Source organism: Micropepsis pineolensis (genome assembly GCF_055392125.1).
Genome location: NZ_AP042408.1, coordinates 1,368,485 through 1,391,380 on the forward strand (window position 1 = coordinate 1,368,485; position 22,896 = coordinate 1,391,380).

The following is a 22,896-nucleotide window of genomic DNA, read 5'->3' on the forward strand; positions in this document are numbered from 1 at the left end:
ATTTTGGCCTCCCATGGCGCGGATAATCTTTATCACTGGCGGCGTGGTCTCTTCTCTCGGAAAAGGTCTCGCTTCGGCGGCTCTTGGAGCCCTCTTGCAGGCGCGTGGCTATAAGGTCCGCCTGCGCAAACTCGATCCTTACCTGAATGTCGATCCGGGCACGATGAGCCCGCATCAGCATGGCGAGGTCTATGTCACCGACGATGGGGCGGAGACCGATCTCGACCTCGGCCATTACGAGCGCTTCACCGGCGTGTCGTCGTCCAAGGCGGACAATGTCACCTCGGGGCGGATTTACAGCCGGGTGATCGAGAAGGAACGTAAGGGCGAATATTTAGGCCGCACCGTTCAGGTCATTCCGCATGTCACGGACATGATTAAGGAATTCGTCCTGGCCGGGACCGAGGAGCTTGATTTTCTGCTCTGTGAAATTGGCGGCACGGTCGGCGATATCGAAGGTTTGCCCTTCTTTGAAGCCATTCGTCAGCTCGGCAATGATCTGGGCCGTGATCAGCATGCTTTCGTTCACCTGACTCTGGTGCCGTTCCTCGGTGCCGCGGGCGAGCTCAAGACCAAGCCGACCCAGCATTCGGTCAAGGAATTGCGGGCCATCGGCATTCAGCCCGACATCCTGCTCTGCCGGGCCGAGCATCCGATTCCCGAAGAAGATCGCAGGAAAATCGGCCTGTTCTGCAATGTTCCTGCGGCGCGGGTCATTCCGGCGCTCGATCTGCCGACGATCTATGAAGCACCGCTGGCCTATCATGCCGCCGGTTTCGACACCGAAATCCTCCGGGTTTTTGGTCTGCCCGATGTTCCGGCCCCCGATCTGTCGCAGTGGCAGGAAGTTGTAGGCCGGGTCACGAATCCTGAAGGCGAAGTGCGTATTGCCGTGGTCGGCAAGTATATGCAGGTCAAGGACTCCTATAAGTCCCTGTCCGAAGCGCTTACCCATGGCGGTATGGCCAACAATGTTCGCGTTCATATCGAAATGATCGATTCGGAGATTTTCGAGCGCGATAATGCCGCCGCCTTCCTGGAAAACGTCCACGGTATTTTAGTGCCGGGCGGTTTTGGCGAACGCGGTACCGAGGGCAAGATCCGGGCGGTGCAGTTTGCCCGCGAGCATAAAGTGCCGTTCTTCGGGATCTGCTATGGCTTGCACATGGCGGTAATCGAGGCGGCGCGCGATCTGCTCCATCTGACCGATGCCGGTACGACCGAAAATGGTCATCCCGCCGATCCGGTGATCAGCCTGATGACCGAATGGGTCAAAGGTTCGACCAAGGAAAAGCGGGCCGAGAATATGGATATGGGCGGCACCATGCGGCTTGGCGCCTATCCGGCCAAACTCACCCCCGGCAGCAAGGTTGCTGAGGCCTATGGTGCAACCGAAATTTCCGAGCGCCATCGTCACCGTTACGAAGTCAACACTGACTATGTCGAACGTCTGGCTGCAGCCGGTGTGGTGGTGTCGGGCTGGTCGCCGGATGGTCGCCTGCCGGAAATCGTCGAAATTCCGACCCATCCCTGGTTCATTGGGGTGCAGTTCCACCCCGAACTGAAATCCCGGCCCCTTGCGCCGCATCCGCTGTTCCGCTCGTTCATCGCGGCGGCGGTGCGCCAGAGCCGGTTGGTTTAAGACATATACAATGCCGGTGGCGATCCCGCCCACCGGCATTGGCCGTTTCGCACGGCGTTATGCCTGTGGCTTTATGAGCGCGACCGCTTGGGTCTGGCCCTTAGATCGGGAATTGGGCGTACAAAAGACATAAGGGTGAAATGGCTTCAACGGTGCGTAGCGACGCCAATAGCGTTTTCAAGCAAGCCATGGCGTTGCATCGGTCGGGCGACGTGCTCCATGCGGCCGAGGGCTATCGGCTGCTGCTGAAGTCTTTTCCGGACCATCCCCAAATTCTCTATCTGCTCGGTACGGCGGAATTGCAGCTCGGTCGCTTTTCCGACTGTGTGGCGCTGCTGGGCCGGGCGCTGGAGCTGACCCCGGATCATGCCGAAGCCTGGTCCAACCGCGCCATCGCCTTGCAGAATCTCGGCCGCTTACCCGAGGCCCTCCATGCTTTCGACCGTGCGGTGGCGATCAAGCCGGATTACGCCGAGGGCTGGTTCAATCGCGGCAATCTCTTACGTCTGACGGGCGAGATGGAAGGCGCGCTTGAAAGTTATGATCGCGCCCTTACGATTGCGCCAGCTTATGCCAAGGCACATAACAACCGCGCCAATGTGCTGAAGAATCTCGGCCGGTTTGCCGAAGCGTTGCAAAGCTACGATCTGGCGCTGCAGACCCATGCCCCATCCTCTGACATTTACAGCAATCGCGGCACGGTGCTGAAAAATCTCGGCCAGATGACCGAGGCGCTTGAAAGTTACGACCGGGCGATTGCGCTGGAGCCCGGCAATGCCCAGACCTGGCATAATCGCGGCAATGCGCTGCGGTTGATGGGGCAGATCGGGGCGGCGCTGGAAAATTATGAGCAGGCGCTGAAACTGAACGATGCTTTTTCCATCGCCTGGTGCAGCCGCGGCAATATCTTGCGCGATCTGAAACGCCCCGCCGATGCGCTGACCAGTTTCGACAAGGCTATTGCACTCGACGAAAATTATGCCGCCGCCTGGTGCAACCGCGCCAACGCCTTGCGGGATTTAAAGCGCCCGGTCGATGCGCTGCACTGTTGTGATCGGGCGCTGGCGCTGCACCCCGATTATGCCGAAGCCCATGTCAATCGCGGCAATGCCTTCAAGGATATGCGCCGCTATGATAAGGCGCTGGCCTGTTACGATGCCGCGCTGGCGGTCAATCCGACCTTGTTCGAGGCGCTGAATAACCGCGCCAATACGCTGCGGCGTCTGATGCGGCTGGAGGAGGCGCTGGCGGTGATTGATGCGGCGATTGCCGCGCACCCCGATTTCTCCAAGGTCTACAGTAACCGTGGCAATGTTCTGGTCGATCTTACCCGTCTGGAAGAGGCCGAGGCCAGCTTCCGTAAGGCCATCGCGCTGGATCCGAACGTGGCGGCGTTTCATTGGAACTTGTCGCTGCTGGAGCTGCTGCAGGGCCGTTTTGCCGAAGGCTGGCAAAATTACGAATGGCGCTGGAAACGCGATGGCGCCAAGAAGCGGGATTTCGGCAAACCGGTCTGGCTGGGCGAAGTGCCGCTGGCCGGCAAACGTCTGCTGATCCATGCCGAGCAGGGCTATGGCGATACCATCCAGTTTGCCCGCTATGTTCCGATGGCGATCAATGCCGGGGCCGAGGTCGTATTCGAGGTGCAGAAAAGCCTGCGCCCCCTGATGGCCAGTATCGCGGGCTGCACGGTGATCAGCCGTGGCGATCCCTTACCCGACTATGATCTGCATGTTCCGGTGATGAGCCTGCCACTGGCTTTTGGCACCACCTTGGAAACCGTTCCGTCTGCGGTGCCCTATCTGGCGGTTGACGATGCCCGCCGCAAGGCCTGGGGCCAGCGGCTGGGGCCGAAAACCGCCCCGCGCATTGGTCTGGCCTGGTCGGGCAAGTCCGAACATAATAACGACCTCAACCGCAGCATTGCGCTGGAGCGGCTGGCTCCGCTGCTGGCATTGCCCTTTGAATTCCATGTCCTGCAAAATGCGGTTCGCCCCGCCGATCAGGCTACACTGGACCGCTTCCCCCAGATTCGTAACTATGGTGCCGCGCTGACCAATTTCGCCGAGACTGCGGCGCTGGCGGGTGAAATGGATCTGGTGATTTCGGTTGATACGTCGCTGGCCCATCTGGCCGGGGCACTGGGGCTGCCGGTGTGGATCATGCTGCCGTTTTCGCCCGACTGGCGCTGGCTGGTCGATCGGTCGGACTGCCCGTGGTATCCCAGCGCCCGGCTGTACCGTCAGCCCGCGCTGCTCGATTGGGATAGCGTCATTGCCAACGTCTGCCGCGAGGTTCAGGCGCGGTTTCAGGCGTCCTGATCCGCCATACCGCAGGGTAAAAACAGTGCCGCGCAGGTGCCCTGACCAGGGGCGGAATCTATCTCCATAAAGCCGCCAGCCTGCCGGCAGAAGGCGGCGCAGACCGCCAGCCCCCAGCCGCGGTGCGGATAGGCTTTGGTGGTGCGTAAAGGTGTGCCAACCTGCCGGGCCAGATCAGGCGCAATGCCGTGGCCGGTATCACCGACAGCAACGCGGACATAGTCGCCGCCGCTTTCGGCCGCAACATGGCTCAGTTCGATATGTACAGTGCCTTTGCCCTGCATCGCTTCGGCGGCATTGGCGACCATTTCGGCCAGTGCCAGCCGGTAACGGCCCGGATCCATCGTCAGCGGGCTGATGTCGTGGCCCAGATGCAGGCGCAGATGGATATCCCCCGGCAGAGTACGGCGGATTTCGGCGGCAATCTCGACGGTCAGGCGGTTGGGATCCTGCGGGCGGATGCCGGTGCCGGGGTGCCCGGCCACTGCTTTTAAGCGGGCAATCAGCGCCGCGTTGCGGGCCAGAGCGCGCTGGGTATCGTCGAAGGTGATCCGGCCGGTTTCATCAATGTCGGCGTAGTCTTGCAGCCGGGCGAGATAGCCCGAGATGCCGGTCTGAATGTTGGCCAGCTCATGGGCAAGTCGGTCGGCGAAGTCGCTGATCTCGCTATTGGATCGCACGCGCATGGCACACCATCCTTGGGGTTCTCGGATGCCACGGATGCAGTGTAGGCCGAAATCGGCAAAGAATCGTTACTTTTGGTGGTAAATGCCAAACGGTACAACTTTGTTATCGCTGTCATGTCCGATGTCGGCACGTCCCAGATAAGGGATGGCCGCCTTTTCGCACCAGTGGCGCACCACCGCCACGGCGTCTTCGCCAAAATCGGGGATGTTTTCCGGCACATCGCTGATGCGGCCAAGTCTGATTCCCGCCACGGCGCGCAAAGGGGCGTGCGCGGTGATCTGAAACATCATGCGGTCGATGCGGTACATATATTCCGAGACATCCTCGATCATCAGGACGTGGCCGGTCAGATCGGGCTCCAGTCCGGTGCCGATCAGCCCGGCCAGAATGGTCAGATTGAAGGCCGCCAGCGGGGCGGTGCCGACATGGGGCTCCAGCGTTTCAGGCGCCCCCCGGGTCAGGAAGCGTAAAGCCCGCGTCACGGCGTTTTGGCCGCCTTCACGCAGGATGTCGGCGGGCATCGGGCCATGGACCGCGTTGAACCCGGCCTTGTACAGCCCGGCCAGCAGAAAGCCGCAGTCGCTATAGCCCATGAAGATCTTGCGGCGCGCCACATCGGTAAATTGTGCGATGGCCGTGGACGCAATGCGGTTTGAGCCGTAACCGCCGCGGGCAAACCAGACCGCGTCGATAGCGGGATCGTTGGCATAGTCGATCAGGGCGGCCAGACGGGCATCATCTGATCCGGCAAAATGGTTGTGTGCCAGATAGCATTGCGGATGGAACCGAAGATGTGGCGGATTTTCAGGATCCAGTTGTGCAGCCAGCGTTTCAACCCGGCTGGCCAGATCGGTGGCAAATGGTGTGGCCGGGGCGACAATGCCAATCGTGATCGCTTTTTTGTGCATGTGCGGGACTTGCCTTGTCACACCTTCGATGCCGCTTTATAGCTTGTCACCATGTGCGGCAACAAATCCTATTTTCTATGCGGTATCGGTGGCAGCGGCATGCTGCCGCTGGCCCTTATCCTGAAATCCCGCGGCTTTGAGGTGCATGGTTCTGACCGTTCACTCGATCAGGGTCGCACGCCAGAGAAGTTTGCCTTCCTGCGCGCCTGCGGCATCGAGCTGTTCGCGCAGGACGGCAGCGGTGTCGTCAGCCCACGGACGATTGTCGTGGTTTCGGCGGCAGTGGAACGCACCGTGCCCGATGTCGCCGCCGCGATCCGCGTCGGGGCCATGCTGCTGACCCGGGCCGAGCTGTTGTCGAAAATGTTCAACGAAGCTCCTTTGAGCATCGGTGTTGCTGGCACCTCGGGCAAATCGACCGTTACCGGTATGATCGGCTGGCTGCTCTACGCCGCCGGGCTGACCCCTACAGTGATGAACGGGGCGGTGATGAAAAACTTCGTCACCCCGCATATGCCCTTTGCCAGCGCCCTGCCGGGCGGGCCGACCTTTGTCAGCGAGATTGACGAGAGTGATGGTTCCATCGCCCGCTATATCCCGCGCGTGGCGGTGCTCAACAATGTTGCCCACGATCACAAGTCGATGGAAGAACTACGCACCCTGTTCGGTGGTTTTCTGGGCCGGGCAGAAAAGTCGGTGGTCAACCTCGACAATGAGGAAGCGGCCGAGCTGGCCAGCCATATTCCGCCCAACCGTCTCGTCGGTTTCGGCATCGAGAATGATGCGGCCCATCTGGTGGCCTCCGATCTGGTGCCCGCGCCGGGCGGCATCGCCTTTCATCTGCATGTCAAAGGTGTTGCCACACCGATTTCGGTGATGCTGCGTGTACCCGGGCGGCACAATGTGTCGAATGCGCTGGCGGCGATTGGGGCAGCGATGCAATGCGGCGTCGATCCGGCGGTGGCGGCCAAGGCGCTGGGCGATTTCGCCGGTATCCGTCGGCGGCTCGAAACCGTGGGCACGGCGGGCGGGGTAACGGTGATCGATGATTTCGCCCATAACCCGGACAAGATCGCGGCCTCGCTGAATGCGCTGCACGAATTCACCGGTCGGTTGCTGATCTTATTCCAGCCGCAGGGCTTTGGCCCGCTCAAGCTGCTCAAAGACGAATTCATCGCGGTTTTCCGTGACGGTCTGGCCCCCGACGATGTGGTGGCGTTTTGCGATCCGGTCTATTTCGGCGGCACGACCGATAAATCGGTGTCGAGCGATGTGATTATCGACGGCATTGTCGCAGGGGGACGCAACGGCCTCTATTACCCCCAGCGGGAACAAGGCGGGGCCAAGCTGCTCGAGCTGGCCCAGCCGGGTGACCGCATGGTGGTGATGGGCGCGCGTGACGATACGCTGTCGGTTTTTGCCGGCCAGTTGCTGGCCGGGCTGCGCTGACCCATCTCCGGGCCGATTACACGAAACGTGTTACAGGTTACACGCGCTGTGGTACAAAAAAAGAGCGGGGGACGGTAATGTCCCCCGCTCTTTTTTTTGCAGTATTGCCCGATTATGTCCGGGCGAAGCGTTTGCCCAGCCGGTCGAGATAAATGTAGATCACCGGCGTGATGTAGAGGGTGAGCAGCTGTGAAACCAAGAGCCCACCGACCACCGCGATACCCAGCGGCATGCGCGATTCCCCACCGGAACCAAAGCCGATCGCCACCGGCACCATGCCGAGAAGCGCCGCCATCGTCGTCATCATGATCGGGCGGAACCGGATCTGCGCCGCTTCGGTAATAGCGGTTTCGGCATCGACGCCTTCGCCGCGTTCGCGCTGCAGGGCAAAGTCGATCATCATGATGGCGTTCTTCTTGACGATACCGATCAGCATGATCATGCCGACAAAGGCATACAGGCTTAAGGGAATGCCGAAGACATAAAGCGCGATCAGCGCCCCCACCGCGGCCGATGGCAGGCCGGACAGAATGGTCAGCGGGTGGATGAAGCTTTCATACAGAATACCCAGAATGATGTAGACGGTGGTAAGCGCGATGCCGATGAGCATGCCCATATTGCCCATCGAGCTTTGGAAAGCCTGGGCCTGCCCCTGAAAATTGGCTTGCAGGGTGGCGGGCAGGTTCAGATCGGTTTCGGCCTTGTGAATGGCCCCAACCGCATCGCTTAAAGCCGCGCCTTTGGCCAGATTGAACGAAATCGTCACAGCTGGCAGTTGGCCCTGATGGTTGATGGTCAGCGGCATGGTGCCCGTTTTAACATGCGTGACGGCGTTCAGCGGTACCAGCGTGGTACCATCCGATGCGGTAAGATAGAGCCGATTGATGTCGCTTGCCGTGGTCTGATATTCCGGCAGCAATTCCATCATGACGTAATACTGATCGGTGGCGCCATAGATGGTCGAGATTTTGCTGCCGCCAAAGGAATCGCCCAGCGCGCTTTCGATTTGCGACGGGGTGATGCCATAGGCTGCGGCCTTATCACGATCAATATCGACATTGGCCACTGGCGCGGTGACGTCGATATCGTTGGTGACGTCGGTTACCACCGATGAATTCTTCAATGCCTGGGTCAATCGCACGGCGCTGTCGGTCAGCGAATCCTGATTGAGGTCTTGCAGTGTGTATTGATATTGCGATTTGGACTGGCGGCCGCCGATACGGATCTGGGGCGGTACCTGCATATAGACGTTGATGCCGGGAACTTTGGCAAATTGCGGCCGTAAGCGGGCGATGATTTCATCTGCCGAGACCGAACGGTCGGCCCGCGGCTTTAACCGTAGGGTGAGCGAGCCGACATTGCTGCCAGACCTGCCGCCACCCGATCCGACCGAAGACATCACCCCCACCACGTCGGGGTCGGCCTGAGCAATGGTGGCGATCTTCTTCTGATAGATCACCATCTGCTTGATGCTGGTACGGTCCGAGGCTTCGGTGCTGGCACTGATCTGGTCGATATCAACCGTGGGGATGAAATCCTGCGGGCTGATGGCGAACAGACCGGCGGTGGCCAGCAGGCTGAGGAAGAAAAGGCTGAGAATAAAGCGTTTATGCGCTAAGCTCCAATGCAGGGTCCGATCATAAAACGTCTGCATGTCATTCAGATAGCGTTCGCTGATCTGATAGAAGCGGCCATGCTGTTGTGCCTTGCCGGAAATGAAGCGGCTGCACAAAAGCGGCGTCAGCGTGATCGAGACCACGCCGGACAGCACAATCGCCAGCACAATGGTGATGGCAAATTCGTTGAGCAGACGCCCCAGAATGCCCCCCATGAACATCAGCGGAATAAACACCGCCGCCAACGAGACGGTCATCGACAGGATGGTGAAGCCGATTTCCTTGGCCCCTTTGAAGGCGGCAGATTTGACGTCTTCACCGGCTTCAACGTGGCGGACAATATTTTCCAGCATAACGATGGCATCGTCGACGACAAAGCCGACCGACAGCGTCAGGGCGAGCAGCGAAAGATTGTCCAGGCTGAAGCCGAGCGCTGACATGCCGGCAAATGTGCCGATGACGGTGATCGGAAGCGCCAGTGACGGGATGATGGTGGCCGACAGGCTGCGCAGAAAGACGAAGATCACCAGCACCACCAGAACGGCCGAGATAATCAGTGTGGTCTGCACATCACTGATCGAGGCGCGGATGGTCTGACTGCGGTCATAGGTGACGCCAAGACTGATCGCCTTGGGCAGGCTTTCTTCAAATTGCGGCAGCAATTGCTTGATGCTGTCGATAATGGCGATGGTGTTGGTGCCGGGCTGGCGCTGCACCGACAGGATGATGGCGCGGGTGCCATTGTACCACCCGGCCACCCGGCTGTTCTGTACACTGTCAACCGCGTGGCCCACATCCGACAGCCGCACCGGCGCACCATTCCGATAGGCGATGATCTGTTGGTTAAACGCTGCGGCGCTGGTGAGCTGACCATTGGCGCGGATCAGCGTTGACTGGGTCGGACCGTCGATCTGGCCGGTCGAGGTGTTGACGTTGGTGGCCTTGATTTTATCGGCCACGGTATCAATGCCGATGCCGCGGGCGGCCAGTTTGTTGGGATCGACCTGAATGCGGGCGGCATAGGTTTGCGCGCCGCGCACATCGACCTCGGCCACGCCGGGCAGCATCGAGATCTGGCGGGCGAGCAGGTTTTCGGCAAAGCGGTCGACGACATACAGCGGCAGTGTCGACGACGACATGGCGATAAACAGAATGGGGGCGTCGGCCGGATTGACCTTGCGCAAGGTCGGCTGGGTCGGCATGGCCGAGGGCAGGCTGGATGCCGCCGTCTGAATGGCCGATTGCACATCCATCGCCGCACCGTCGATGTTGCGGCCAAGGTCAAACTGAATGGTGATGGTGACCGAACCCGACGAGCTTTGCGAGGTGATCGAGCTGACGCCGGGGATGGTAGCGAACTGGCTTTCCAGCGGGGTCGCCACCGCCGAGGCCATGGTTTGCGGATCGGCACCGGGCAGGCTGGCGGAAACCGTAATGGTGGGAAAGTCGACGCTGGGCAGCTCGCTGACCGGCATCATACTGTAGCCAAAGGCCCCGAACAGGACCAACGCTGCCATCAGCAGCGTGGTCATCACGGGCCGTTCAATGAAGATGCGCGAGATGTTCATTGCGCGCCCGGTGCGGTTTGGGCGCTGTTGGCGGCGCCGGGGCCATGGCGGACAACATGTACCCGCCCGCCATCTTCGACCCGCAACTGACCGTCGGTGATAACGGTATCGCCGGGATGGATTTTGCCGCTGATGGCGGCAATCTGTCCGTCGTCGCTTAACACCTTGACCGCGACCTGTTTGGCCCGGTCATTTTTTACGACAAAAACATAGTTGCCAGCTTGGCCGGGGTTGACCGCATTGTGCGGCACCACAACCGCACCGCTTAAAGTTTGTAAGGCGGCATCAACCGAAACCATCTGACCGGGCACCAGACGATGGTCGTTGTTGGCAATGCTGGCCCGCAACTCAATCGTCCCGGCCGACTGGTTTACGGCATTATCCACGAAGTTCACTGGCGCGGTGATCGGATCGCCACCTTCGGGCGCAATCCGCACCGCGAGTTTACCAGCCTTGATCTGCTTTTGAATCGCGCCCAACCGGTCCTGCGGCAGGGTGAACGAGACTTTTACCGGCATGTCCTGCGTTATGGTCACCAGCGTTGTGGTGGCATTGGCAATGACCAGATTGCCGATCTGCACCGCGATGGCGCCGGTCTTGCCGTCGATGGGCGCGCGGATGTCACCATATTCCAGATTGAGCTGCGCGGTATCGAGTGCGGCCTTGTCAGCCAGCACGGTGGCGGTGGCCGCTTTGGCGCTGGCCTCGTCGGCATCATAGGTTTGCTGCGATACGGCTTTTGCGGCCAGCAATGCCTTGTCGCGGGCTAGGGTGCGTGCGCTGCTGACCGCCGTGGCGCGGTCCTTGGCCAATGTGGCCGCTGCCTCATCGCGCGCGGCCTTCAATGGGCGCGGATCAAGGCGGAATAACAGATCGCCCTTATGCACGCTCTGGCCTTCTTTGAAGGCGACGGCGACGATCTGGCCGCCAACCCGGGCAGTGACATTGACCGTGGCTTCCGCCACCACGGTGCCGACACTGTGCTCGGTTACCGTGACATCGCGCTTCTGGGTGATCGCCACGGTGACGGGGGCGGCGGATTTGGTTTTGGTCTGGGTCAGTAGCCCGGCGCCGATCTGCCAGCCCGCAAAAACGATAATGATGGCCCCACCGGCCAGCAGAAGTCGGCGTGTTCGCCGGGATGAGCTGTTCCACAGCTGACGGATGTGGTGAATATGCGGCGTAAATGGCCAGCCGGTGACGTGAAGCATGTTTGACAGAATCCCGTATCCCCAGATCGTGATAGGTTTATGTACCTTTTTATACGGTCCGCGCCCCTCAAATCCGTTGATTACGGCGTAACCGGATAAACACAGTGTCGTGAGCTACCTGGCAAAAAAAATCGCAGCACCATGTGGTGCTGCGACTGTAATCACAAAACATGACGTATCCGTTTACCGCATGGCGGTGTCGTCGTCCGCCGCGTTGGCCGAAGCGGTCTGGGGCAGTACAAAGCCCTTGATCGGATAGACCCGCGAGCCCATCGAGCCGCCGCGTGTATTCCAAACCCGCACTTCTGACCAGTCATTGTTCGGGCTGACATCGATCACCGATGCGTTCAGGTGCATATACCCGTCATTGGTCCAGTTGGCATGGTCAATGCGGATTTCACGGCTGGACACCCGCTGGCGCACCACGGCGACATGGCCGCTGCGCATCCGCTTGGTGCTGGCGAACACCATCACCGCGCCGGGGGCCGGCTCGTGGCTGCGGGCGTATTTGCCCTTGGCATGATCCCACCAGGTGCCGGCATTGCCTGACACTTTGAGGCCCGAGCGGGCCCGGGCGAACTGCACACAGTTCAGCCGTTTGGAAACTTTAACAATCTCGGCACCGCCGTCTGCGATGAAGCTCTGATCATCGTCCGACGACATGTCGACCGCGCCAACCCGCGAGGCTGGCGGTAACGCCGCCAGTACCGGCTGGTTGCCGCCCACCGCCACCGGGGTGGCGTAGCGCACAGCCACGGGGGCGGTGTCAGGGACCTGTGCACAAGCACTAAGGCCAATCAGGGCGGCCAGTAAAAAAGCATTCCGTCCGATGGTGGTCTTCAGTTCCATGCATCCTCTGCCGTTTGGGCTCTGGTGTTTTGGTAAACCGAGCTAACCAGATTTTTTCGGGTGTGCAAACTAAAAAAGCTGAAAATGCGGCTGATTGAACCACTTATCGACCATTAAATCGGCTTGACTGTATCTGTTGTTATATAAATGCCACCCATTCAGTGTTGATAATGCAACAGAATGGGGGTTACGCAGGGTCATGTTTACGATTACGGTGCTATTCCCCCCTCATCGGTTGGTCAATATTGGTGCCGACTCTCTCTAGTCTGGCCAGTGGCATTTGCGAATACTTACGTCTTCTTTTGATGTCCGCAAATATCTGATGTATTCCCACGCATGATTACAGTAGTAGGCTTAACAGCCCGAAATATTTTGTAGGGATTCGGGATAGTGACGGGCCATCGTTTGTTTGGCGCCCGCCGCCACCCGCAAAAAAGGGCCATACAACTTACGGAAATCCTAATCAGCAAACATAGTGTTAGGCGTGTTTTTACCTTGATTTGGCCGTGAACGCCTTTTTTTGCTCACAATTACTCTGCACTCGGAGACTAGAACGTCCTTGGCTGGGATTGTCTTGGTCATGCATTTGCACAGATTTGATTCAATTTTGGCGAGGCCGTAGTGAGCCGCTTGTCTGAAACCACCCCAACTCCGCCCTTTAACCAATGCGACTCTGCCCGCCATGTTGCGGTGATCGGGGCCGGTCCGGCGGGGTTGATCGCCGCAGACTATATAAGTGCCCGCGGTATCGCCGTGACGGTATACGAGCACATGTCTTCCCCGGCCCGTAAATTCCTGATGGCCGGGCGCGGCGGGCTTAATCTTACCCATGCCGAGCCGTTCGCCGATTTCCTCAGCCGCTATGGTGCCGACGCCCCCTGGCTGGAGCCGTATCTGACCGCCTTCGGGCCTGCTGATTTGCGGGACTGGGCCGACGGGCTGGGGGCGGCGACGTTTGTCGGCTCCAGCGGCCGGGTGTTTCCCAAGGATATGAAGGCCTCGCCTTTGCTGCGCGCTGTGCTCAAACGGCTGGGGGCACAGGGCGTGGTGTTGCGCACCGGCCATGACTGGTGTGGCTGGAATGCCGGGGCGCTGAATTTTGCCACCTCTACTGGCCCCGTGACGGTCAAGGCCGATGCCTGTCTTCTGGCGCTGGGCGGGGCCAGCTGGCCTAAGCTGGGCACCACCGGGGCGTGGGCCGAGATTTTGCGCCGCCATGGTGTCGGCGTGGCACCGTTCCGCCCGGCCAATTGCGGTTTTCTCACCCATTGGAGCGAGCGCTTTTCTGCCTATGCCGGTGAACCGCTGAAGAATGTCGGCCTGCGGATCGGGGATCTCACTGTGCGCGGCGAGGCGGTGATTGCTTCCTATGGTCTGGAAGGCGGCGGCATTTATGCCTTAAGCCGACAGTTGCGTGACACCATCGCGGCCGAGGGCGAAGCGGTTCTGCAGATTGATCTGCGCCCGGAACTGTCGGTGGACGAACTGGCCACGCGGCTGGCCGCCACCAAGGCGGGCCAGTCGCTCACCAACCGTTTGCGCAAGGGCTTAAAGCTGTCGCCAATGGCGATCAATCTGATGCGCGAAGGGCTGGTGCAAGCCGGTGCTGGGGCGCAATTGCCAGCCGATCCGCAGGCGCTGGCCGTTGCGGTCAAGGCCATCCCGATCCGGCTGATCGCCCCGACCACGATCGAACGGGCGATTTCTACCGCGGGCGGCATCGCCAAGGACGCGCTGGACGACGATTTGCAGTTGAAGGCATTGCCCGGGGTCTATGCTGCAGGGGAAATGCTCGACTGGGAAGCGCCGACCGGTGGGTATCTGCTCACCGCTTCGTTCGCCACTGGCATGGCAGCGGCGAAGGCGATGGTCGAACGCCTCAAAGACACCCCATAACAGGTAATAAAAAAAAGCCTCACCCCAAGTGGGATAAGGCTTTTTCTTTAAATCTGAACTTCGCGCGTTAGTCTTTGGCGCGTTCGACATAGGCGCCGTCTTCGGTCATCACCACCACGCGGGTGCCGATGTTGATATGGCCCGGCACTGTGGTGCGCACGCCGTTGGACAGCACCGCGGGCTTGAACGAGTTGGTCGAGGTCTGGCCTTTGACCACCGGTTCGGTCTCGGTCACTTCCAGCGTGACACGCTGCGGAATGACGATCGTCACGGCGGTGCCGTTATAGATCGACAGGGTCACTTCCATGCCTTCCTGCAAATAGGGGGCATAATCGCCGACCACGTCGCCCTCGACGGTGATCTGTTCGAAGTTCTCCGGTTCCATGAACACGAAGTGATCGCCATCCTGATACAGGTAGCTGTAGGTGTTTTCCTCGACAAAGGCCTTTTCGACCGAATCCGTGGTCTTGTAGCGTTCGCTGACCTTGATGCCATCGCCGATGCGGCGCATTTCGATCTGCGTGACGGGCGTACCCTTGCCCGGATGGATGCTTTCCGCTTTGAGAATGACGTAAAGACGGCCATCCTTTTCAAGAACATTGCCTTTGCGAACAGAGCTGGCGATAACCGAAACCACGTTTGGACCTCGTCTATTGAAGAAATGCGGGGCCAGGCCCCGTCGTTTGCGGCCCAAAGCCGCTTCGAATGGGGGCGCTATAGCAGGAGCAAAGGCTTTGGCCAAGTCCGTATCTGTGTCGCCCTGGTGGCAGCGCGAGAAATTCGCCGATAAGCGCCCGGCTTTGGCCCTGCGCGGCAAGGTTAAAAAGACCCTGCGGGCCGCGTTCGAGGCCGAGGGCTTTACCGAGGTCGAATGTGGCGCGCTGGCGGTTTCCCCCGGAAACGAGGCCCATCTGGCCGGCTTCGCCACCGAGGTAATCGGGCTGGATGGCACCCGGCGCACGCTTTACTTGCATACCTCGCCGGAATTTGCCGCCAAGAAGCTGCTCGCCGCCGGGGAAGCGAAAATCTTCGATTTTGCCCGGGTGTTCCGCAACCGCGAGGGTGGGCCGCTGCACAGTCTCGAATTTACCATGTTGGAATGGTACCGCGCCGGGGCCAGCTTTCAGACCGCGATGGACGATAGCGTGCGGCTGGTGCGGCTGGCGGCCGAGGTGGCCGGGCGGGACAGTTTTTGCTTTCGGGGGCAGACCTGCGCTGCCTTTGCCGGGCCGGAATATCTGTCGCTGTCGGAGGCCTTTGCCCGCTATGCCGGGATTGACCTTGACGCCAGCCTGACGGCGGCGGGCGAGGGGGTGCGTGATGTGCTGGCCACGGCCGCCGCAAAGGCGGGGATTGAACCCGCGGATAATGATACATGGGCCGATATTTTCTCCAAGGTGCTGGTGGCGAAGGTCGAGCCCCATTTGGGCGAAACCGTACCGACGCTGCTCTATCGTTATCCGCGCTGTGAAGCCGCACTGGCGCGGGCCTGCCCGGAAGATGGCCGCTTTGCCGAGCGGTTTGAGCTGTATGTCTGTGGCGTTGAGCTGGCCAACGGTTTTGGCGAACTGACCGATCCGGTGGAACAGCGCGCCCGTTTCGTGCGGGAGATGGACGAGAAAGAGCAGATCTACGGCGAGCGCTATCCGATTGACGAGGATTTCCTCGCCGCGCTGGCCGAAATGCCCGATGCGGTTGGGGTGGCGATGGGCTTTGACCGGCTGGCAATGCTGGCCGCCGGGGTACGCTGCCTGAATGATGTGATGTGGACCGAGGTGCCATGAAGGCTGTTGTGCGTAGCATTACCACGGTAGAGGGACTGATTGACGCCGCTTTGGTGCCCGAAACAGAACGTGCGGCATTGCAGGCGGTGGCGGATCGTTATGCCGTGTCGGTTAGCCCGGCGATGCTGGCGTTGATGGGGGCGGGGGCCGAGGGTGTTGCCCGGCAGTTTATTCCGTCAACGGACGAATTGATCGAAACGGTCGAAGAGCGTGCCGATCCCATTGGTGATGGTGCGCATTCTCCGGTGCCCGGCATTGTCCACCGTCACCGCGACCGGGCGCTGTTTCTGCCCACGCTGGCTTGCGCGGTGTATTGCCGGTTCTGCTTCCGGCGCGAGGCGGTCGGCGGGGCCGGCTCGCTGGATGCGGCAGCGCTGGAGACGGCGCTTTCCTATATCGCGGCCCATGACGAGATTTGGGAAGTGGTGGTCACCGGTGGGGATCCGTTCAGTTTAAGCCCACGGCGCATCGCCGACATCGTCGCGCGGCTGGCGGTTATCGATCATGTCCGCGTGGTGCGCTGGCACACCCGCGTGCCCTCGGTCGCGCCGGAACATATCAGCGATGATTTTGTTGATGCGCTGCGCATGGCCGATAAAACCGTGGTAGTGTCGCTGCATGCCGATCACCCGCGCGAATTTACCGCTGCGGCGCGCGAGGCGTTGCGCCGGTTATCGCAGGCCGGATTTTTGCTGGTGAGCCAGTCGGTCCTGCTCGCCGGTATCAACGATGATATCGACACGCTGGAAGCCCTGATGCGGGCGCTGGTCGAAGCCGGGGTGAAGCCCTATTATCTGCATCACCCGGATCTTGCGCGTGGCACGTCGCATTTTCGGGTTTCTATTGATCACGGGCTGGACCTGATGCGTCAGCTTCGGGCGCGGGCCTCGGGGCTGGCGATACCACATTATGTGCTCGATATTCCCGGTGGCTTTGCCAAGGTCCCGCTGGATTCTTCGTCGGTGGTCAAAACCGATACCGGCTGGCGCATCCGCGACCACGCCGGTACGTGGCATCCGTATCCGTAAGGATTTCAGGGGAGATGCTCATCCTTAGGGCGGGCTCAGGATGAGGAATTTTTTGCTTCGTCGCGATCTCGCATCCTGCGCTTGTCGGATACCCTCATCCTGAGCCTGTCGAAGGATGAGGTTTCGCATCACCATAGTCTTTTCGTGTACGCGCCAGTATCGGAAGGGCTGCGTAATCACCGCGAATAAGGGCTTCTTTCTTCTCTCGCCGCCAGCCTTTGATACGGCGTTCGCAGGCAATTGCATCGGTCAATTGTTGAAAATCCTGCGACCAGACCAGCGTTACCGGGCGACGGGAATGCGTGTAACCGGGGTAGTGCCCGCCCTGATGTTCGGCCAGCCGTTTATCAAGCCCTGCACGGGTAATGCCGACATAATAAGACCCGTCGGCGCAACGGAGCATGTAAACATAGATGTTCATAACCGTTTTCCTGCGGTTTTCATCCTTTGTGCGGGCTCATCCTTCGACGAGCTCAGGATGAGGAGCTTAATATGAGCGTCACTATATATCCCTCACCCTGAGCCTGTCGAAGGGGGAGGATTCTTTTTCCCTTACTCCGGCCCGATCATTTTTTCCGGGCGGACGAGGGCATCAAATTCTTCCGCTGTGACGAGGCCTGAGGCGAGGGCTTCTTCTTTTAACGTGGTGCCGTGTTTATGGGCGGTTTTGGCAATCATTGCCGCTGCATCATAGCCGATCTTCGGTGCCAGCGCCGTGACCAGCATCAGCGATCGTTCCAGCCCGGCTTTAATATTGTCCGTACGCGGCTCAATGCCGACCACACAATTGTCGGTGAAGCTGATCGCGGCATCGGCCATCAGCCGCACGCTCTGCAGAAAATTATAGGCCATCACCGGATTATAGACGTTCAGTTCAAAATGGCCCTGACTGCCGGCAAAATTGAGCGCGGCGTTGTTGCCGAAGATCTGGATGCAGACCTGTGTCATCGCCTCGCACTGGGTCGGGTTGACCTTGCCCGGCATGATCGACGAGCCCGGCTCATTCTCCGGCAGGGCCAGCTCGCCAAGGCCAGAGCGCGGCCCGGAGCCCAGAAGCCGGATGTCGTTGGCGATCTTGAACAGCGATGCGGCCAGCGTAGCAATCGCCCCATGCGAAAACACCATGGCGTCGTGGGCGGCCAGCGCCTCGAACTTGTTGGGGGCGCTGGTGAAGGCAAGGCCGGTGATTTCGGCAATTTTCGCCGCCACGGCTTCGGCAAAGCCAATCGGGGCGTTGAGGCCGGTGCCCACCGCCGTGCCGCCCTGGGCCAGTTGCATCAGGCCGGGCAACGTCACCTGCAACCGGCCAATGCCGTTTTCGACCTGTTTGGCGTAACCGGAAAATTCCTGCCCCAGTGTCAGCGGTGTAGCATCCTGGGTGTGGGTGCGGCCGATCTTGACGATGTCCTTCCAGCTTTCGGCCTTTTGGGCCAGCGCTGTGTGCAAATGCTGCAAGGCGGGCAGCAGCCGGTGCACGATTTCTTCCGCGGCGGCAACATGCATCGCCGACGGATAGGTATCGTTCGACGACTGGCTCATATTGACATGATCGTTGGGGTGGACCGGTTTTTTCGAGCCGACCACGCCGCCCAGAATCTGAATAGCGCGGTTGGCGATCACCTCGTTGGCATTCATGTTCGACTGGGTGCCCGAACCGGTCTGCCACACCACCAGCGGGAAATGGCTGGCCAGCCTGCCATCGATCACTTCATTCGCGGCGGTAACAATTGCCTCGCCCAGCATGGGATCAAGCTTGCCAAGGGCGACATTCACCTCAGCCGCAGCGCGTTTGATGATGCCCAGCGCCCGAATCACCGGGGCAGGCTGTTTTTCCCAGCCGATGCGGAAATTTTGCAGTGAACGCTGACTTTGCGCGCCCCACAGCGTATCGTCGGCCACCTCTATCGGGCCGAAACTGTCCGTTTCCGTACGGGTTGTTTCGTTACGGGGCTTTTCGTTGCGGGGCATGGGGGCGTTCTTTCCTTAAAATCTGCCCCGCTTTGACGCGCGGGGACTATTTCTTACGGAATTTGTCCAGACTGACCACTTCGCCCTGACCACCCTTGGGCATGCTGGTGCGCGGGCCGCCGGGTTGATGGTCTGTCGGGGGCGTGTCGTCGTCTTCGGGCGGGGCGTCGAGGGGCAATTCCTCCGACAGGTCGGCACTGGACAGCGCGTTCTTGCTTTCGCTCTCGGCCGTTTTGAACTGCAGGCCAAACTGCACGCCGGGGTCGAAAAAGGCCGTCAGGGCGACATAGGGAATCACCAATGTCGCAGGCATCTTTTTGAAGGTCAGCGCAACCTCGAACAGATCCTCATGCACCTTCAGGCCCCAGAACTGGTGCTGCAGGATGATGGTCATCTCGTCCGGGTATTGTTCCCGCAGGAATGCCGGGATTTCGACACCGGGGAAATGGGTCTTAAAGGTCAGGTAAAAATGGTGCGAGCCAATCAGCCCCTGGGTCTCAACCCGGCGTAAAGCATCGCGCACCACGCCGCGTAATGCCGCGTCGGTCAATGCCTGATAACCGATGTAATCTTTCGCCATGATCGTCCCAAGTCCCTCGCAAGCGGCAGACTTAAACACCAAGACGGACAAGTCAATGTCCTATGGTGATGATGGCGACAACAAAGTCTTGGCTCTTTTCCAATCAGCGTTTTTTTGTTGTTACCAAGGCGGCTGCAGCCCGGTCCTCGTGTGGCAGGCGGGGCTTGCCGCCACAAGTTTTAGTTCAATTTGAGATGTCGTGTGTGGGAGCGGACTTTAGCGCTCATGCCGGTCATGCTGACGCAGGATTGCTCCCGCTTAAGGCGGGCTATCACCCGGCCCGCAGTCGCAGGTGATCGCCAATTTTCGTGGAAATTAGTGGGGGGCTTCTGTTGCCCGGCGCTCCCCCGGCCGCGCTTGTCTAACAAAAGTTAGGCAGCGAGCACCATTTGATTATCGTTGGCACTTATTACGAATAGCCCGATGACGGCGGATACCATACCGAGCAAAAGATCAGTCTTTACACGTCTGTCGATCCTATTTCGCCCCCATAAGCCTTCACGTATGAAGGGTGATGGTGGAGGCGCCGGGTACCGCCCCCGGGTCCAGTCCGCTTATTACGCTGTCGTTTATCGCCATAGCCGGGTTGCCCCGACCCCCATAATATAGGTGGCCGTCCGGCAAAATGCCAGGGAAATTGATAACGCCTTGCAGGGCGCGTTAGAGTGCGCACTGGAATCGTCTAACCGTTTTTAAGGTAACCATGCGTCCCTATCTCGATCTGTTGAACCGCATCCTGACCGAAGGGGTTGAAAAGCACGACCGCACCGGGGTCGGCACCCGTTCGGTGTTCGGCCATCAGATGCGGTTTGACCTGACCGAGGGATTCCCGCTCGTCACCACCAAAAAACTGTTCGTTAAAGCGATTATTTACGAACTGTTGTGGTTTTTACGCGGTGATACCAACGTGCACTGGTTGCAGGACCATGGCGTGACCATCTGGAACGAATGGGCCGATGAAAAAGGCGATCTGGGCCCGGTTTACGGGGCACAATGGCGGTCGTGGCGCACGCACGACGGCGGCACCATCGATCAGATCGCCGATGTGGTCGAACAGATCAAAAAGAATCCCGATTCCCGCCGCCTGATGGTCAGCGCGTGGAACCCGGCGGATGTGCCGAATATGGCGCTGCCACCCTGTCATTGCCTGTTCCAGTTCTATGTCGCCGACGGCAAACTGTCCTGCCAGCTTTATCAGCGTTCGGCCGACGTGTTCCTCGGCGTGCCGTTCAACATCGCCTCCTATGCGCTGCTGACCCTGATGGTGGCGCAGGTAACCGGTCTCAAGCCCGGTGAATTCGTGCATACCCTGGGCGATGCCCACATTTATCTTAACCATCTGGAGCAAGTGCACACCCAGCTGGCCCGCACGCCGTTGCCGCCACCCCGGATGCGGCTTAATCCCACGGTGACAGACATCTTTGGTTTTGGTTACGAAGATTTCGCGCTTTCCGATTATCAGGCGCATCCGAGTATCAAGGCTGAGGTAGCGGTATGAGGGATTTTTCCATCCGGCGCGCGCGTGTCGGCGATGAACAGACGATTTATAATCTGTTGCGCGATTTCGCCGAATATGAATTTCGTCTCGACGAATATCATCTGACTGCGGACATTGTCCGTCGCGATATGCTGGGTGCCAATCCGAAATTGTCGGTGGCACTGGCTTTCGTTGATGACGAAGCGGTCGGTATTGCCAACTGGTACTGGACCTATTCCAGCTTCGCCGCCCGGCAGGGCCTGTTCATTGAAGACATTTATGTTCAGCCGGCATTTCGTAAACGCGGACTGGGCCGGGCCTTTTTCAGCTTTCTGTCGGCCGAAGCCCTGCGCGAGGGGGCTGCCCGCGTCGACTGGATGGTGCTCGACTGGAACGAAAAGGCCATGCAGTTCTACAAGAAAATGGGCAGCCGCATGGTCGCCGAGTGGATCACCTTCCGGCTGGAGGGGGAGGCGCTGCAGGATCTGGCCAAAACCGGCCCGGCTTTGAAAGCGCTGGCGTGAGCGCCGCACCCATCGTTTCGTTGATCTGGGCGCAAGGGGCTGGTGGCGTCATCGGTAAAGGCGGCACGCTGCCCTGGCGGCTGGTGGAAGATATGCAGCATTTCAAGGCGCTGACCTTGGGTAAGCCCTGTCTGATGGGGCGAAAAACCTGGGACAGTTTGCCGGGGAAATTCCGGCCGCTGCCTGGCCGGCCCAATCTGGTGCTGACGCGCGATGCCGGTTTTACCGCAAACGGGGCCACCGTGGTGCACAGCTTAAGCGAAGGCTGGAATAAGGGCGCAGAGCTCAGCCCCGCCGAACAGGATCCTGAAATCATGGTGATCGGTGGGGCGGCATTGTACCAGGCGGCGCTGGCCGATGCCGGGCGGATTTATCTGACCGACATTCACGCCCGCTTTGAGGGCGATGCCTATGCCCCGGCGATTGATCCGGCGCATTGGGCTGAGACCGCGCGCGAAGATCATGTCGGCGCTGGTGGGCTGTCCTTCAGCTTTGTTACGCTGGAGCGGCGGGCCTGAGACCCGTCGGCACCAGGGCAAACACGGCGCACGGCATTGCCGCGCACCGTTTTTGCCAGAGCATTGGCTATTTCTTGTTCTTTTCGTCTTCGGCCTTTTTGGCCTGTTCGGCGCTGGCCACGGCGGCCACCGCATCGTCATAGCGCTGTTTCAGCGTCGGGCTGTCAGGCACATAGGACAAGGCTTCTTTACGTTTTTGTACGACGGCGACCAGATCGGTGCCGCGGGCCAGAATATCCGCCTCTGTCGTGGCGAGGTTGGCTTTAGCCGAGATGTTGCCCGGATCGGCGGCCACAGCGGCAGCGTATTTCTCTCTGGCCTGATCGAGGTTGCCCGCCTTGTACAGCGTATGGCCCTCGGCGTTCAGCTGGGCGGCGGTGACTTTGCCAAGATTTTCCTTGGCCCGGGCAAAGTTTGGCAGCAAGCCGAGCGCTTCGTTAAAGCGAGCGGCGGCGGCGGGATAATCCTTGTTATTGTAGAGCGTTACACCGGTGGTGTTGAGCACATCAGCCAGATTCTGATTAAGCCCTTTGTCGGTTGGCTTTAACTGATGGGCTTCGCGGAACTTGGCGATGGCCCCTTCCAGATCGCCTTTGTCTTCCAGATCAAAGGCGGCCAGCTGCAAGGCTTCGGCCTGTTTGTTGACGGCTTTGTTGGCGGTTTTATTGGCGGCAGCCCCGGCGTGCGCCGCAAAGCCAAAGCCGCCTGCCACCAGGGTGGCCACGGCAATCATGCGGATGAAATATGTACTCATGGCGTCTTCTCCCCGTTTTTATATTTGCCATGAAACTATTCTATACACCTTATGCGGGATTTTTCCATGACCCGCGCAACTATGTCCCTTTAATACGCCAAGTTTTTCGTGGGGTT

Annotated in this window: 19 protein-coding genes and 1 other RNA gene; 9 read left to right on the forward strand and 11 right to left on the reverse strand. The window is 59.7% G+C overall.

The window, feature by feature from the left end; genetic code table 11:
* The first annotated feature begins 13 nt into the window (after positions 1–13).
* Both ACZ5RI_RS06115 and ACZ5RI_RS06120 read left to right on the forward strand, forming a co-directional pair.
* On the forward strand, positions 14–1,642 hold the full coding sequence (locus ACZ5RI_RS06115; RefSeq protein WP_464515227.1) for a CTP synthase: 1,629 nt from the start codon (positions 14–16) through the stop codon (positions 1,640–1,642).
* A gap of 140 nt (positions 1,643–1,782) precedes the next feature.
* Positions 1,783–3,963 (forward strand): tetratricopeptide repeat protein, encoded by a 2,181-nt coding sequence (locus tag ACZ5RI_RS06120; RefSeq protein ID WP_464515228.1) that lies wholly within the window; start codon positions 1,783–1,785, stop codon positions 3,961–3,963.
* Here the strand turns inward: ACZ5RI_RS06120 and ACZ5RI_RS06125 are convergent.
* Positions 3,951–4,649, reverse strand: a complete 699-nt coding sequence (locus ACZ5RI_RS06125) for an ATP-binding protein (RefSeq protein WP_464515229.1) — start codon at positions 4,647–4,649, stop codon at positions 3,951–3,953. The two genes, ACZ5RI_RS06120 and ACZ5RI_RS06125, sit on opposite strands and share 13 nt — an antisense overlap.
* 66 nt (positions 4,650–4,715) lie before the next feature.
* Positions 4,716–5,558 (reverse strand): LD-carboxypeptidase, encoded by an 843-nt coding sequence (locus ACZ5RI_RS06130; protein ID WP_464515230.1) that lies wholly within the window; start codon positions 5,556–5,558, stop codon positions 4,716–4,718.
* A gap of 51 nt (positions 5,559–5,609) precedes the next feature.
* Here ACZ5RI_RS06130 and ACZ5RI_RS06135 point away from each other — a divergent pair, with 51 nt between their 5' ends.
* Positions 5,610–7,007, forward strand: a complete 1,398-nt coding sequence (locus ACZ5RI_RS06135; RefSeq protein ID WP_464515231.1) for a UDP-N-acetylmuramate--L-alanine ligase — start codon at positions 5,610–5,612, stop codon at positions 7,005–7,007.
* A 112-nt stretch (positions 7,008–7,119) separates the two neighbouring features.
* Here the strand turns inward: ACZ5RI_RS06135 and ACZ5RI_RS06140 are convergent, their stop codons facing one another.
* The 3 genes from ACZ5RI_RS06140 to ACZ5RI_RS06150 form a co-directional block, all read right to left on the reverse strand.
* Positions 7,120–10,191 carry an efflux RND transporter permease subunit gene (locus ACZ5RI_RS06140; RefSeq protein ID WP_464515232.1) on the reverse strand — a complete coding sequence of 1,024 codons (3,072 nt, stop codon included), beginning with the start codon at positions 10,189–10,191 and terminating at the stop codon, positions 7,120–7,122.
* Positions 10,188–11,402, reverse strand: coding sequence for an efflux RND transporter periplasmic adaptor subunit (locus tag ACZ5RI_RS06145; RefSeq protein WP_464515233.1), 1,215 nt, complete (start codon positions 11,400–11,402; stop codon positions 10,188–10,190). Before ACZ5RI_RS06145 ends, ACZ5RI_RS06140 begins: the two co-directional genes overlap by 4 nt.
* Before the next feature lie 183 nt (positions 11,403–11,585).
* Complete coding sequence (locus ACZ5RI_RS06150) at positions 11,586–12,251, reverse strand: CHAP domain-containing protein (RefSeq protein ID WP_464515234.1); 666 nt, start codon at positions 12,249–12,251, stop codon at positions 11,586–11,588.
* 621 nt (positions 12,252–12,872) lie between these two features.
* Here ACZ5RI_RS06150 and ACZ5RI_RS06155 point away from each other — a divergent pair.
* On the forward strand, positions 12,873–14,147 hold the full coding sequence (locus tag ACZ5RI_RS06155; protein ID WP_464515235.1) for a TIGR03862 family flavoprotein: 1,275 nt from the start codon (positions 12,873–12,875) through the stop codon (positions 14,145–14,147).
* 67 nt (positions 14,148–14,214) lie between these two features.
* Here ACZ5RI_RS06155 and efp read toward each other — a convergent pair whose 3' ends face one another.
* Positions 14,215–14,784, reverse strand: coding sequence for an elongation factor P (gene efp, locus ACZ5RI_RS06160; RefSeq protein WP_464515236.1), 570 nt, complete (start codon positions 14,782–14,784; stop codon positions 14,215–14,217).
* A 97-nt stretch (positions 14,785–14,881) separates the two neighbouring features.
* Here efp and epmA point away from each other — a divergent pair, with 97 nt between their 5' ends.
* Positions 14,882–15,931: an EF-P lysine aminoacylase EpmA gene (gene epmA / locus ACZ5RI_RS06165; RefSeq protein WP_464515237.1), complete on the forward strand. Its 1,050-nt coding sequence runs from the start codon at positions 14,882–14,884 to the stop codon at positions 15,929–15,931.
* An 8-nt stretch (positions 15,932–15,939) separates the two neighbouring features.
* Positions 15,940–16,959, forward strand: coding sequence for a lysine-2,3-aminomutase-like protein (locus ACZ5RI_RS06170; protein ID WP_464515238.1), 1,020 nt, complete (start codon positions 15,940–15,942; stop codon positions 16,957–16,959).
* Positions 16,960–17,053: 94 nt separating this feature from the next.
* Here the strand turns inward: ACZ5RI_RS06170 and ACZ5RI_RS06175 are convergent, their stop codons facing one another.
* The 4 genes from ACZ5RI_RS06175 to ssrA form a co-directional block, all read right to left on the reverse strand.
* Positions 17,054–17,380, reverse strand: a complete 327-nt coding sequence (locus ACZ5RI_RS06175) for a GIY-YIG nuclease family protein (RefSeq protein WP_464515239.1) — start codon at positions 17,378–17,380, stop codon at positions 17,054–17,056.
* Between the two features lie 131 nt (positions 17,381–17,511).
* Positions 17,512–18,927 (reverse strand): class II fumarate hydratase, encoded by a 1,416-nt coding sequence (gene fumC / locus ACZ5RI_RS06180; RefSeq protein WP_464515240.1) that lies wholly within the window; start codon positions 18,925–18,927, stop codon positions 17,512–17,514.
* A gap of 46 nt (positions 18,928–18,973) precedes the next feature.
* Positions 18,974–19,507, reverse strand: coding sequence for an SspB family protein (locus tag ACZ5RI_RS06185; RefSeq protein WP_464515241.1), 534 nt, complete (start codon positions 19,505–19,507; stop codon positions 18,974–18,976).
* A gap of 317 nt (positions 19,508–19,824) precedes the next feature.
* Positions 19,825–20,142, reverse strand: a transfer-messenger RNA (tmRNA) gene (gene ssrA, locus ACZ5RI_RS06190).
* Between the two features lie 68 nt (positions 20,143–20,210).
* Between ssrA and ACZ5RI_RS06195 the strand changes: the two genes are divergently transcribed.
* Genes ACZ5RI_RS06195 through ACZ5RI_RS06205 form a run of 3 tightly spaced genes read left to right on the forward strand, consistent with a single transcriptional unit; the run spans position 20,211 to position 22,026 of the window.
* Entirely contained in the window at positions 20,211–21,005 is a 795-nt protein-coding gene (locus ACZ5RI_RS06195; protein ID WP_464515242.1) for a thymidylate synthase, read from the forward strand.
* Complete coding sequence (locus tag ACZ5RI_RS06200; RefSeq protein ID WP_464515243.1) at positions 21,002–21,508, forward strand: N-acetyltransferase family protein; 507 nt, start codon at positions 21,002–21,004, stop codon at positions 21,506–21,508. Before ACZ5RI_RS06195 ends, ACZ5RI_RS06200 begins: the two co-directional genes overlap by 4 nt.
* Entirely contained in the window at positions 21,505–22,026 is a 522-nt protein-coding gene (locus tag ACZ5RI_RS06205) for a dihydrofolate reductase (RefSeq protein ID WP_464515244.1), read from the forward strand. Before ACZ5RI_RS06200 ends, ACZ5RI_RS06205 begins: the two co-directional genes overlap by 4 nt.
* Positions 22,027–22,093: 67 nt before the next feature.
* Here the strand turns inward: ACZ5RI_RS06205 and ACZ5RI_RS06210 are convergent, their stop codons facing one another.
* Positions 22,094–22,780, reverse strand: coding sequence for a hypothetical protein (locus ACZ5RI_RS06210; RefSeq protein WP_464515245.1), 687 nt, complete (start codon positions 22,778–22,780; stop codon positions 22,094–22,096).
* Positions 22,781–22,896 lie beyond the last annotated feature (116 nt).